10 protein-coding genes and 1 pseudogene are annotated in these 13108 nt (G+C 41.2%); 4 read left to right on the forward strand and 7 right to left on the reverse strand.

The window, feature by feature from the left end; translation table 11 throughout:
- Nucleotides 1–305: 305 nt before the first annotated feature.
- The 4 genes and pseudogenes from CEF22_RS02165 to CEF22_RS19030 all read right to left on the reverse strand — a co-directional run.
- Nucleotides 306–722: a hypothetical protein gene (locus tag CEF22_RS02165; RefSeq protein ID WP_095480965.1), complete on the reverse strand. Its 417-nt coding sequence runs from the start codon at nucleotides 720–722 to the stop codon at nucleotides 306–308.
- Nucleotides 723–876: 154 nt separating this feature from the next.
- Nucleotides 877–2571 (reverse strand): DUF4855 domain-containing protein, encoded by a 1695-nt coding sequence (locus tag CEF22_RS02170; RefSeq protein WP_157843136.1) that lies wholly within the window; start codon nucleotides 2569–2571, stop codon nucleotides 877–879.
- Between the two features lie 214 nt (nucleotides 2572–2785).
- On the reverse strand, nucleotides 2786–3754 hold the full coding sequence (locus tag CEF22_RS19025; RefSeq protein ID WP_442857385.1) for a methyl-accepting chemotaxis protein: 969 nt from the start codon (nucleotides 3752–3754) through the stop codon (nucleotides 2786–2788).
- A pseudogene (locus CEF22_RS19030) lies at nucleotides 3728–4834 on the reverse strand (cache domain-containing sensor histidine kinase); the annotation flags it as partial. The pseudogene CEF22_RS19030 and the gene CEF22_RS19025, both read right to left, overlap by 27 nt.
- A gap of 427 nt (nucleotides 4835–5261) precedes the next feature.
- On the opposite strand from CEF22_RS19030, the gene CEF22_RS02180 reads away from it, so the two are divergent.
- On the forward strand, nucleotides 5262–6647 hold the full coding sequence (locus CEF22_RS02180; RefSeq protein ID WP_100401566.1) for a purine-cytosine permease family protein: 1386 nt from the start codon (nucleotides 5262–5264) through the stop codon (nucleotides 6645–6647).
- A gap of 190 nt (nucleotides 6648–6837) precedes the next feature.
- Nucleotides 6838–7218, forward strand: a complete 381-nt coding sequence (locus tag CEF22_RS02185) for a cbb3-type cytochrome c oxidase subunit I (RefSeq protein WP_095481007.1) — start codon at nucleotides 6838–6840, stop codon at nucleotides 7216–7218.
- Between the two features lie 48 nt (nucleotides 7219–7266).
- Here the strand turns inward: CEF22_RS02185 and CEF22_RS02190 are convergent, their stop codons facing one another.
- The 3 genes from CEF22_RS02190 to murB all read right to left on the reverse strand — a co-directional run bounded on the left by CEF22_RS02190 (nucleotide 7267) and on the right by murB (nucleotide 10370).
- Nucleotides 7267–7476, reverse strand: coding sequence for a hypothetical protein (locus tag CEF22_RS02190; RefSeq protein ID WP_100401567.1), 210 nt, complete (start codon nucleotides 7474–7476; stop codon nucleotides 7267–7269).
- 158 nt (nucleotides 7477–7634) lie between these two features.
- Nucleotides 7635–8789, reverse strand: coding sequence for an RNA-guided endonuclease InsQ/TnpB family protein (locus CEF22_RS02195; protein ID WP_100401568.1), 1155 nt, complete (start codon nucleotides 8787–8789; stop codon nucleotides 7635–7637).
- A 654-nt stretch (nucleotides 8790–9443) separates the two neighbouring features.
- Nucleotides 9444–10370, reverse strand: a complete 927-nt coding sequence (gene murB, locus CEF22_RS02200; RefSeq protein WP_198508009.1) for a UDP-N-acetylmuramate dehydrogenase — start codon at nucleotides 10368–10370, stop codon at nucleotides 9444–9446.
- A 122-nt stretch (nucleotides 10371–10492) separates the two neighbouring features.
- Here murB and CEF22_RS02205 point away from each other — a divergent pair, with 122 nt between their 5' ends.
- Nucleotides 10493–10954, forward strand: a complete 462-nt coding sequence (locus tag CEF22_RS02205; protein ID WP_100401569.1) for a YaiI/YqxD family protein — start codon at nucleotides 10493–10495, stop codon at nucleotides 10952–10954.
- 327 nt (nucleotides 10955–11281) lie between these two features.
- Nucleotides 11282–13108 (forward strand): polysaccharide biosynthesis protein, encoded by a 1827-nt coding sequence (locus CEF22_RS02210; RefSeq protein ID WP_100401570.1) that lies wholly within the window; start codon nucleotides 11282–11284, stop codon nucleotides 13106–13108.

Genomic DNA, 13108 nt, shown 5'->3' on the forward strand with positions numbered 1-13108 from the left:
TCACTCCCCGTTTTGTGTCGATTCATGCAGGCAGGTGCCTGTCACTTGTCGAACGTAAGACTATTGTATCATTATTCCATATTGTGGTGGAAGAGGGGGGTGATAGATATAGGTCTTTTGATGAGTGGTGAATGCTTTTTATAGGTGGTTTACTTTTATGGTGACTTGAATGTGTTTTTTTGTTGAAAGATGCTTGGTTGTGCGGAGTCAAGGTTTCTTTTTACATGGTGCCAAACGGTAATTACATAGTACATTCAACTTACTAAAAAAGCAGAGTAGCCTCTGCGGCTCTCTGCACAATAAGTTTAGAAGCATCGGAAGGAGCGGATTCTGTTTAAATCTGTGCCATAATACGTCCATCGCCAGTTTCTCCATCGCCAGCCAGCTACTGATGTACGACCGACAAAGGTTGGGTAGAACCAGAAGCTGCGTCCATTGCGGAGCCAGACATAAGTATTGCGGAATAAACAGCCTCTGATGGCACCTGGATCAACAGCAAATGTCGTTGCTTGTTGAGGTTGAGGAGTAAAGGAAGGCGGTGGAGAAGTAGGGGCTCCTCCTTGTTGTCCACCTCCAGATGGAAAACCAGGTTGTTGTCCCGGAGGTCCAAATCCACCTGGGAAGCCTGGTTGTTGTCCTGGTGGTCCTTGAAACGGGTTTTGTCTGTACTCATCATCTTCTAACGGGAATGGGTAATATTGAGAGTAATCTGTGTAATCCATACGTTTGAATCTCCTTTCATCCTGTCTATTTGCAATGTATGCGTGAACCGCCTATGTGTGCCTCTTTTAATTTTTTACGCAAAAAAGCTCCGCAGAGTCGTTTCTGCGGAGTTAGCCTCTATGTAAAAAAGAGACAAAAGTCGGGGGCAGGCACCTAGAAAAAAGTACCTGTCAACTGGCGGTACCAGTTTTGGAAGATTGGATGGTCATATGTGGCCATCCGTTCAACCATGTTGACGCCTTGGTAAAACATCATGCCGTGTTTATCTAGGCCATAGCGTTTGGAGTAGTCCATGTACAGGTCGAATGCTTCTACTCCTAAGTGCGCTTGGCTTTGAGAGTAGGAATTAATTTCAATAGTAATGCCTGTTCCATACATTTGTGCTTTTAAGAAGGCTAGGTGAAGGCGTTCTTCTTTATTTTGGACACCAGTCTTGAAAGCGTTTGGTTGTAAAAATGCCGCATCAAAGCCGTAGGACTTCCATTTATGAAAATTTGTTGATGTTGCATGCGGTGCGTAAATGAAATACTTACCATCTTGGTGGATGCGGTCAGAAACAGCGGACAAAAGCTGCTCATCTTCGTATACTCGAATCGTCTCATTTAGCCAATAATAGCCTTTAAAGTTCAAGTGATCTAAGTTATGTTTTTCGAAAGTACGAGATACCTCTGAAATATACCAATTCACCATTTCCATACGCGCTTCTAAACTATTTTCCACTACTTCATCATCAAGTTTTAAAATCGATCCTGTTCGTTTAGGGTATGGAATGGAAATATACACATCGACTTTTTTATTTTGATCACGAGCGGATGCGTTTAATTGTTGTAAGGCTCCATCTTTAGCGAATGTGCGATTTATGTACTTCTGCCAGTCGATATAGTCTGCCTCATTTTGTTCCGTTTCTTCGAATCGCCCGCCATCATAGCGCAGAGCTAAAATGACAAATGTGTTGAAAAAGTTGCTTGTTTTTCCATCAGGTGTACTGTATTTTGTGTATTTATCAAAATATTCTTTTGTAAATGTTTCTTTTTCATTTGTACCGTTATAAATAAGTACGCTAGATTTAATACCTGTTCGATCTTCCTTCGCAATTTCATCCGGGAACTTGCGATATCTTGTGCTAGCTGGGTGAATCGTACTTTGCGGATAATTAGCTGCTTCTTTTAACGCGGCTTCTAGGGAAGTATGATTCGCGACAGCCCCTCCGGCATTTCTCACTTCATAAGAAGCGGGCTGTTTGAAAACTCGAGATAAAAAGGAAGTAAATTGAGCGCGTGTCACTTGTTCATTCAGTCGAAACTCTTGTCCTTCTTCGCCGTTATATCCTTTTGTTACGTTATAATATGCAATGGCATCGACGTATGGATAATAAGGGTCGTCTTTAGAAACATCAACAAAGTTTGATGTTTCTTTGCCTTCGTATGAAAAAGCGACGGCAAGAGCTTTCGCCATTTCATCCCTCGTTAATTCTTTATCTGGTTCAAAGGCACCTTCTTCGGTCAATGTGAACCAACCATTGGACATTGCGATAGAGATTTCTTTATATCCAGGAGAATTCGGTGTGACATCTGTGAAGGTGATCTCTTCTTCAGGTGCTTCAAGGATCTCTAGAGCTCGGGACATCATTACAGCTGCATCTTTTCGTGTAATTACTTTCCAAGGCTTGAACGTCCCGTCTTCATACCCATTAATTACGTTATAGGATGACAAAAATTGTATATCATCATAAGCCCAATATTTTGGTGTGATATCAGTAAAGCTAGATGCTTGAGCCGTTGACTTCGAAACCACACTAAAAATAGAACAAAGTGCAACCATCGCCACTAATAATCTCTTTAAAAACAACAAATAACCCCTCCAACGATCAAATTTTATCTCCAAGCATGTAGAAACCACAGGCTTTATATATTATTCTACCATATTTTTCTGATTCGGTCGTGGGACAGTGGAACCAGGTGCCTGTCACTCCTCAGTTTTTGTCGAATGCTTGCTGAGAGAAGAGCTTTTCACAAAAAAATCCTCTCCGTTCTACTAAGGAAGGGAGAGGATAATGTTTATATTACATTTTAAATCGGCTAACAGATGCTTGCAGTTCATCAGCTAGTTGGCTCAGTGAATGAGCGCTAGCTGAGATTTCTTCCATGGCTGCATTTTGCTCTTCAGCCGCCGCGGCCACGTTTTGAGTGTTGGCGGCGGATTGGCTGCCGAGTTGATGAATTTCGTCCATTCCTTGATGTAATTGGTGCGTGCGATCAGTGACTTGCTTGATCATCGTTGAGACAGCGGCGGATTGCTCCTTCACTTCCTTGATCCTGTCGACGATGTCGTTGAAATATACGCCTGTTTCATTGGATAAGCTCAATCCTTGCTTCACGGCCGCTGTACTTGTGTTCATCGCCTCTATGACATTTATGGAAACGTCTTGAATATCCACAATCAAGCTTTTAATGCTGTCAGCCGCCTGAGCAGATTGCTCAGCTAGCTTCTTCACTTCATTCGCCACAATCGCAAAGCCTTTGCCGTGCTCACCGGCTCTGGCCGCTTCAATCGAGGCATTTAACGCCAGTAAGTTCGTTTCTGTTGAAATCGTGGTGATAAAGTCAATGATTTGACCGATTTCTTCGGATTTTTGACCAAGTTCCTTCATCTTGTTTGCCGTCGCCGACTGAGTTTCATCTATATGCTGAATTTGTTTCAATGATTCGTTAATTTTTCCGTAGCCTAATTCGGCTGTCTTATTTGTCTGCTCGATGGCATCGGTGATCGAGGTAACTGACTGTTTCGCTTGCTCCATTTGTTCTGTCATCTCCACCGTAATCGTGTGAGAAGTATGGACGTTGTTCGCTTGCAATTCCGCTCCGTGAGCTATTTCCTGAATCGAGCTAGAGATTTGCTCGGTCGCTTTGCTCGTTTGCATCGCACTTGCCGAAAGTTCTTCACTCGTGGCCGCTACTTGACTCGCTTGGTCGGTTAATTGATACACCATGTCTGCTAAGTTGTCTTTCATCTTATTTAAATAGCTGATCATCTGACCAAATTCATCTTGGCTATCGGATTGAATGGACTGAGTTAAGTCCCCGTGCGAGACCGCTTCAGCCAAACGATTCACTTCTTTAATGTTTCGCACAATTCCATTTGTGTAAACGACGATAAGACCCACAATCAGCACGATGCCAATAACGGAAAGGACAGTTAATAATTGAATTAATGACGTTAAACTACTATAAAGTTCCTTTTTCGGAGCGACAAGTGCGATCGTCCAGCCTGTTTCGGGGATTTTTTGAAAAAAGATTTCGTTCATCCCGTTTTTGTCTTCATATTGCAGCTGACCCGATTCTTCAGCTACTATATCTTTTCCAATGTCTGCTAGCGACTTATTTGGATGATTTTCTATTTGGAGATCGATCGTTTCTTGTTCGACAGGGCTGGCTAAGAAGTTTCCCTGTTGATCAAGCAAAAAAGCATGACCATCCTTTCCTATTTTTAGCTGACTCACTAACGCTGTCAGATTACTTAAGTCGATATCACCGGTCACCACACCGGAAAATTGATTGTTTTTATTATAAAATGGAGCGGTTGCTGTCACCATCGTCACATCAACGGCTTCATCACGATAAGCCTCTGAAAAGACGATACTTTCTTTTGTGTTCTCTCCTATTTTATACCAATCCTGATTTGGGTAATTAAATTTCGGGTCGTTATAAGCATCTGTCGTTTTTATTTTACCGTTTTCTTTGTAAGCATAAGTGGAAAAGAATTTTTGATCTTTTTTGTACGTGTGCGGCGCAAAAAATACGCCTCCACCATATGTACTGTCGTGGGTGGCAAATGATTTCTTTAAAATTTCTTCATATTGCTTTGTTGTTAACGTGTTTGTGACAATGTCTAATTCTCTAGCGAGTAATTCTGGAATTTTCGCATGGGTCGTTAAATCATTTTCAATCACTTCAATTGAGTGATCGAGTTTATTTTCCATACTCGTTTGAATTTCCTTCTCAAGAGCGCCTTTTGTCTTCCAATACGTTAACATCATGATCGATACCACGATAAAGATCAACACAGGTAACATCAATACCAAAGTTCTTATCCTGACACTCTTAAACTTCATGCAATAAGACCTCCACTTATCATTTTCGAAACCATATTACCATGAATTAAGTAGGAGAAAATACACTCTTTTTGTTAAGATTCTTTCTCTCGACAGGTGCCTGTCACTCCTCGGTTTTTGTCGAATGGGACAAGGGACCTGTCCCCCTGTCCCTCTTTGTCCGCGTTGTCCGATCTTGCAATTTTGCAAGTTGGATTGTAATTTTGCTTAGATTTGGTTGGTAGAAAGGTGAGGTATTTGTTTTTGAAAACGGATTAGGAGAAGTGTATGATTGATTATTTTGATAATTCTGTATTTTGGCATAATAATTGCTTGTATATAAGCGTCAATGATTATCAGTTCTTTGGCAGTTAGCTGAATAAGGGGGAAGTTTGGTTTTTAATGGGGTTAGTCATAGGTCAAAAAAAACAAAGGGGGGCATACTCATATGGTGGAAATTTTAAAGCCTCATGAGGAGAAGCAGGATGATTTTGCTTTAGAGAAAGTACCGGTTGAGGGGCGGTCGATGGGATGGTTGAGCATTACCAATGTCACTTTAGGGGTAGCGACGGCGATGCTATTCATTCAAATGGGGAGTTTAATGGCGATGCAATTTGGGGCAGTCAATGCATTAATCGCCGAAGTATATGCGACAATTGTCGCTGGAGTACTAGGAATAGGCATTTGTTATTATGCGGCCAAGTCTGGCTTAAACGTCAATTTAATGGCTAGGGGTGGAGGATTTGGCTATTTTGGTGCATCGATTACTTCATTAATATATGCGACCAATTTCATCATGTATTGTGCGATTGAAGGGTCGATTATGGCGGCGGCTGTTCATGAATATGTATCTTTCATTCCGGTTTGGGCTTTAATGGTGTTCTTTGGCTTGATCGTTATCCCGTTGAACTGGTTTGGGATTAAGCAGTTAGACAAGCTACAGAAATGGTCATTGCCGCTATTTGTTATTCTACTTGGTGCAGGGTTTTTCCTTGTTTCTAAAAATTCGACTTTTGAAGGAAGTATATGGACGTTCCTTCCAGAAGGAGGAGAGGTTGGCGGTGCTTCGCTACTGGCTTGTATCGGAATTATGAATGGGCTTGTTGGGATCATGGCGCTGCTTGTGTCTGACTATGCGAGATTTATTAAAAAAGAGGAATTTAAAATTGGGGTGTTTGCAGTTGGCTTTTTGCCACAGCTTGTTTGTTTCTTAGTGATGGGAAGTATTGGTGTTTGGTTTGGCGTGCAAATGGGTGAAGAGAATCCTGGTATTTATTTCGTACAAATCCTCGGAATTGGTGGGGCGTTATTTACTATTTTGACGCAATTACGGATTAACATTACTAATTTATATAGCAGCTCGTTATCATTGGCGAACTTTTTTGAAAACGTCTTCAATTTTAAGCCGAGTCGAAACTTTTGGGTTGTGTTTACATCGATTGTGGCTATCATTTTAATGTTAGGTGGCGTGTTAAATCATATCGGAAGCTTGCTCACTTTCCAAGGTGTATTTCTTTTATCCTGGGCAGCTGTTTTACTATCAGACGCTATAGTTGTGAAGAGAATGCTCAAAATTGGACCGAGATATTTTGAGCATCGGCAAGAATATTTATATGCTTGGAATCCAGTCGGTGTTGGCGCGCTCATCATCGCTAGTGTTGTCGGGTCGATCGCAGCCTTTGGATATATGGGTGTCTTCCTACAAAACATCGCTGCTTTCTTCGCTGCGGTCCTTGCCTTCATCTTAACGGTGGTCCTTGCTGTCGCCACAAAAGGCAAATACTACAGCAAAAAAACAGCCGAAGACATCGATTCAGATGAATATATAGCTTGAGTACCTGTCACTCCCCGATTTTTGTCAAAACCCTGCGGAAAAATGTTCCGCAGGGTTTTGGTCTATGGTTTGATTTTGTTCATATATTGAGAGTGTGGGGAGGTGTTTTATCCCGCAATAACGGGTAGTAAGATCGATTCCCTACTGATTGAAGTTTCACTCTATTATTTTTAAGAAAGAAGGGATCAACATGGCTATTAAATTCATCAAGATTTCCGTTGTGTACTTTGCTTTGGGGGTTTTGCTTGGTTATTATATGTCTATTCAGCACTCTTATGAGTTAACAGGTGTTCATGTGCACTTGCTTTTACTCGGTTGGGTAGCGTTCATGTTTGCCGGGATTATTTATTATCTATTTCCATCACTTACTTTTGGAAAAATAGCTAAAGCTCACTTTTGGCTTCATAATATTGGCCTTCCTATTATGATGATCGCCTTAGCCTTCTTACTCACAACAAAAAACGAAGCTCTCACAGCTTGGGTAGCTATCGGATCCACACTAACCGTACTCGGCATCCTTCTCTTCACCTATAACCTACTAACTAACCTAAAAAGCACACCATCAAAATAAGGATAATACCGGGGGAGGTGCCCTGTCACTCCCCGGTTTTTGTCGATTCTATTTCTTTTTAGTTGGCGGCGGATCGATTTTATCGTTTTCGTTGCCCAACAGGAAGAAGGAGATACCACCCGATAAAACGACGGCACTAGCGATGATTAACACGCGTGTTGTCAAATCAACCATGGCATAATCTTTCGCTAGCATCCATGTGGCTAGAATCCCGACAACAATCATAATTGGCACGGCAAAAGTCATTCTCTTTTTCATTCTATCTACACTGCTACTAAAACATAGACAAAAGTCTAACCTTAGAATTTTCCTGCTTCTTCGTACCCCATTTCGCTAAACTACGAGCTACTCTGGTTGATGTAGCACTCCACAGGCGTGATTTCGGGGGTAGCCCCACCTATCATACATCAGTCTATTTAAGTTAAAATGATGTATTCTTTTGCTTGTAAAAGGTTGGCCGCTGCGTTCAAATCTCTATTCATGACATGACCACACTTACATGTATAAGTACGATCCGATAGCTTTAAATCCATCTTTTTCTCTCCACAACAAGAGCATAATTTCGAAGACGGATAAAACCGATCCACTTGCCTCAGCTCAATGTGTAACTCTTTACATTTCGCTGTGAGCCAAGTTTTAAATGTGTAAAAACATTGCTGAGCAACGGCTTTTGATAAATGACGATTCTTCATCATCCCTTTTACATTCAAATTCTCTATCGTGATAAAACGTGGCTTGGTTTTCACCACTTGACTTACGACAGACTTGACATACTCTAATCGGATATTTGCCAAACGAGCATGAAGCTTTTGAACTCTAAGAATATTTTTGTTTATGTTTGCTCTTTTAGCAACAGCTTTTTCACCTCTCTTTTTTAAGTTTTCGTATTTGCGTGACAAAGAGCGCTGTTCACGTGTTAATTTCTTTTCTAGCTTTTTTACTCGTATAGAACGGTTGATGTTTTTATACACCGAACCATTACTGCACACGGCGAAATCTTTGATACCTAAGTCAATGCCCAACCCTTCATATTTAACAGCAGGCTGTTTTCCTTGAGGCTCTACTTCACATAAAATCGAAACGTAATATCTTCCTGCTTTTTGTGAGACGGTTCCGCTTTTTACAATGGCCTCTTTATGGATGTATCCAAATTCCTTCAAACGCATCCAACCAAGCGTAGGGATTTTCACTCGATGTCTTTCAACCGTCCAATCCGTTTTATTGTTCTTTGGAAAATAGCATTTCACATCTTGCTTCTTTTTCTTTTTGAACCGCGGAAATTTCGCTTTCCCTGTGAAAAAATTTCTAAAAGCTTTGTCTGCATTCATAATCGATTGTTTAACCGCTTTACTAGATACCTCTTTAATCCACAAGTCTTTTTCGAGCGTATGAACGTTATTCAGCCATTTGGAAAAGTCGAACCCACTCATAAACGAACCATCTTTTTCATACACTTCTTTGTTCTTCGCTAGATAAAAATTATACACGTATCGACAAACGCCGATCGTTTGGTGTATTTTCGTTTGCTGCTTGGTTGTCGGCTGAATCTCTATCAAATAGGCTTTCTTCATTTACTCACCACCTTACATTCATTATACTATATAACCGATATTGATTGGGATAAATTAACATTAGTTGTATAGTATCTATGATGATGATGAGAAAACAAGGAGTCCTATCCGTAGCGCCATTGATCATGAATGACTTAAGCAATGGAGAGAATACTCTAAAGGAATAGGAATACCTATTTCGAAATCATTGAATTAGGTGATCGCGATGCGACTAGAAACAATTTAAGACTAACTGTTTTTTAGAGTATTTGTCCATATTTGTACTTGATTATCTATGTTTTTGATATAGGAGGTGCCTGTCACTCCTCAATTTTTGTCGAAATAATTTTTCCTTGCTAAAAAGGGTTTGACATAAGGGTGTCAAATATGTGAATTGTGGGTCGCTTTGGCTCACATTTTGTTCTATTAAAGGAGGTTACTCGCATTGCTTCTTCATTTACTGCCACTGCCCGTTGCCTGCATTACTCAATCCCCCTTATATGAATATTGCTTCTCTACTAGAAGATTACCGAGGCACGCCGGAGGAAAAAAAGCTCCAATATTGCGAAACGATCAGCGAAAAAGCATTTTCTCTTTCTAATTAAAAAAAGAAGCCTCTTACATATGAGGCTTCCTTTGCGACAGAGGGACAAGGGACCTGTCCCTCCGTCCCACTTATTCTTCACCGATAATCTTTACTTCTCGTTCTAATTCTACATTGAATTTTTCCTTGACTGTTTTTTGGACATGTTTGATCAAGGTAATGTAGTCCGTCGCTGTGGCGTTGTCGATGTTGACGATGAAGCCAGCATGCTTTGTTGACACTTCGGCGCCACCAATTCTTGTTCCTTGCAAGCCGCTATCTTGGATCAGCTTACCGGCATAGTATCCAGGTGGGCGCTTAAAGACGCTCCCGCAAGATGGATATTCAAGCGGCTGCATCGTTTCTCGTCGGTTCGTTAAGTCATCCATCACCGCTTTGATCTCGTCATAGTTTCCAGGCTTCAATTTAAAGCCTGCTTCAAGCACAATGTATCCATTCGTTGGAATATTGCTTGTGCGATACGATAAATCCAAATCTGCTGCCGCAAGCTTTAACAGTTCACCTTCGCGGTTAACGATGATCGCATAGTCAAGAACATCTTTAATTTCTCCACCGTACGCTCCTGCGTTCATAAATAAGGCGCCACCAACTGAGCCGGGAATACCGCAAGCAAATTCTAGTCCGGTTAACTTGGCCTTCAACGCTTCTCTGGAGGCTTCAATAATCGCCGCCCCACTTTGAGCAACAAGCATATCATCCTCTGAAACATAAATCTTGTGTAAAAACTCCAAATTAATGACAATACCGCGAATGCCGCCATCTCGGACAATTAAATTTGATCCATTACCGAGCAGTGTTAGCGGGATCTCGTTCTCGTTAGCAAATTTGACGACTTGTTGCACCTCTTCATATGTTGATGGTGTGACGAACAAATCCGCCTTGCCACCTAATCTTGTGTACGTATGACTTTTTAAATATTCATCAAGGTGAACATGTTCTTTATTCACCACAGTTTGTAATTTATCGTAAAATTGACGATAATCAGTCACTTTGATCATTCCTTTTCACATTTTCACTATAATGAATTATAGCAGTTTTTTTATTAAAGTATGATGATTTTGCTAAAGCATTTCAACTTTTAGGGAAAAAATATTGTCAGAAATGAAAAAAGAGGGTGTTGTTGATGAAAATATTAATTGATGCCGATGGGTGTCCTGTGGTCGATGAAACGTGCAAGGTGGCGAAGTATTTTGATCTTCCAGTGCTGATTTTTTGTGATACCGCTCATAATATGACACGTGACGGAGCAGAAACGGTTACCGTATCAAAAGGAGCAGATGCGGTTGATTTTGTGCTCGTCAACCGGGTGGAAAAAGGGGATCTTGTCGTGACACAGGACTACGGATTGGCCGCGATGGTGCTGGCTAAAAAAGGAGCGGCGATTGACCAAAATGGTCGAAGTTATACAGCAGACAATATTGACCAACTGCTACATAGCCGACACACAGCGAAGAAAATTCGTCAAGCAGGCGGTCGACTGAAGGGACCAAGAAAGAGAAAAAAAGCAGACAACGAGATCTTCGAGAAGCAGTTAGCTGCCTGGTGTGAGCAACAACATGGACCAATCAATGAACACAACTAAACAAACGAAAAGCCGCAAGATTGATTGATAATCTTGTGGCTTTTTGTGTTTCGACAAAACTCGGGGAGTGACAGGCACCCCCCGAAAAGATTGTGTTTACAAAAAAGAGGGTGTTCTATATAATATTCTTTATAGAGAACGATTTGTTTGTTATATTGAACGTTGTGTGTGGGATTTCCTGTGCTTTTTAGAATATTGGAATAGCTGACCATCTGTTTTTATGATGCTAGAGAACAGTAATTTGCTCATAAGCTTTAAGGTGTCTTTCCTATTTTTTGTTCGACAAAACTCGGGGAGTGACAGGTACCTAAAAAGGAGGGGAGTTGTATGGTTTATCAAAGGCGAGTGACGGCGTTGGTGTTCATGGATGTGTTGTTGGTGTTTGTGGCAGTGGTGTTCGGGCAGCTGGTGGTTGGAGGTCTACTAGAGTTTGATAACTTATCTACTTTGGTGATCATTGCTGGTTTGGTGTGCAGTTATCAAGTGTTTGCTTTGAAAAGTCATTTGTATAAGAAGGCGTGGTCCTTTGCTAGTATTAGAGAGTTAATTGTTCTGTTGCAGGCGATTACTTTATCTGTGATTAGCATAATGACCATTGATTTCATCATGACGCAACAAGTAAATCCGCGGCTGTATGTCGTGATTTGGATGGCACTGATGCTGTTCATCGGCGGCTCGCGATTTTCTATCCGGGTGTTGCGGGATAGAGTCCTCTTGACAGATAAAAGTAAAAAACGAACGTTAATTGTTGGAGCTGGAGCAGCTGGTGTGATGGTCGTTCGCCAATTACAGAGAGAAGCTGACATTGAATTACTGCCAGTGGCTTTCGTAGATGATGATCAAAGAAAGCATCGACTGGAAATATTGGGTGTTCCTGTAGTGGGAAGCATCGCCGACATTGAAAAAATCGTTCGAGCTTATGACATTGAACATATTATTATTGCGATTCCCTCTCTTAATAAAAAAGAGATCAATTCCATTTATCAAACGTGCTCGCAAACAAATAGAAAAACGCAAATTATTCCCAAAATAGAAGATCTCATTCTCGGAAAGCTCTCTGTTCATCAATGGCAAGACGTTCGTCCAGAGGATTTGTTAGCACGGGAACCGATAGAGTTAGCGACGGATCATATTACAGAAACGATTAACCAAAAGGTCGTGCTCGTCACCGGAGCAGGTGGGTCGATTGGTTCGGAGATTTGCCGCCAAATTGCTCATTTCAATCCTGCTCAGTTGATTCTACTCGGGCATGGTGAAAATAGCATTTACACGATCGAGATGGAGCTGAAGGGAAAATGCAAAGGAGCTATACATATTATTCCTGTTATAGCAGACATTCAAGATCGAGAACGTATGTTACAAGTGATGAAACGATATAAGCCAAACATCATTTATCACGCAGCGGCTCATAAGCACGTTCCTTTAATGGAAGAAAATCCGCATGAAGCTGTCAAAAATAATATTATCGGAACAAAAAACGTTGCAGAGGCTGCCGCCAAATACGGAGTGGAAAGCTTTGTAATGGTGTCAACGGATAAAGCCGTCAATCCAACGAGTGTAATGGGCGCAACAAAACGAGTAGCCGAAATGATTGTGCAAAATATGAATGGCCGGGCGCAGACAAAATTTGTAGCGGTGCGATTTGGAAATGTTCTTGGCAGTCGCGGAAGTGTGATCCCTTTGTTTAAGAAGCAGATTGAACAAGGTGGGCCTGTAACAGTCACTCATCCTGAAATGGAGCGTTATTTTATGACAATCCCCGAAGCGTCTCGGCTTGTGATTCAAGCGGGGACATTAGCGAACGGGGGAGAGATTTTTGTATTAGATATGGGCGAACCAGTTAAAATTGTTGACCTAGCAAAAAACTTAATTAAATTATCGGGCTTCACTATGGAAGAGATCAGCATTCAATTTACCGGAATCCGACCGGGAGAGAAGCTGTATGAAGAACTGCTCAACGACAATGAAGTTCACGAACAACAAATTCATCCAAAAATTCATATCGGAAAAGCAGTGATGCAAGATCTAGAAGCTGTCGATTATTTGTTAGCTGGATTTATGACGATGGATGGTCATACACTCGCTCATCTATTATTAGATATTGCTCATCATCGGACGGTGATTTCTCAGAAGCCAGTAGCTATTAATACTTAA

Origin of the sequence: Bacillus sp. FJAT-42315, assembly GCF_002797375.1 — a bacterium.
Lineage (GTDB): Bacteria > Bacillota > Bacilli > Bacillales > Domibacillaceae > Bacillus_CE.

Excerpts from the sequence above, each read along its gene's own strand:
- CEF22_RS02165 (WP_095480965.1), bottom strand. The coding sequence starts at position 722 with ATGGATTACACAGATTACTCTCAATATTACCCATTCCCGTTAGAAGAT.
- CEF22_RS19025 (WP_442857385.1), bottom strand. The coding sequence starts at position 3,754 with ATGATCAGCTATTTAAATAAGATGAAAGACAACTTAGCAGACATGGTG.
- CEF22_RS02180 (WP_100401566.1), top strand. The coding sequence starts at position 5,262 with ATGGTGGAAATTTTAAAGCCTCATGAGGAGAAGCAGGATGATTTTGCT.
- CEF22_RS02185 (WP_095481007.1), top strand. The coding sequence starts at position 6,838 with ATGGCTATTAAATTCATCAAGATTTCCGTTGTGTACTTTGCTTTGGGG.
- CEF22_RS02190 (WP_100401567.1), bottom strand. The coding sequence starts at position 7,476 with ATGAAAAAGAGAATGACTTTTGCCGTGCCAATTATGATTGTTGTCGGG.
- CEF22_RS02195 (WP_100401568.1), bottom strand. The coding sequence starts at position 8,789 with ATGAAGAAAGCCTATTTGATAGAGATTCAGCCGACAACCAAGCAGCAA.
- murB (WP_198508009.1), bottom strand. The coding sequence starts at position 10,370 with ATGATCAAAGTGACTGATTATCGTCAATTTTACGATAAATTACAAACT.
- CEF22_RS02210 (WP_100401570.1), top strand. The coding sequence starts at position 11,282 with ATGGTTTATCAAAGGCGAGTGACGGCGTTGGTGTTCATGGATGTGTTG.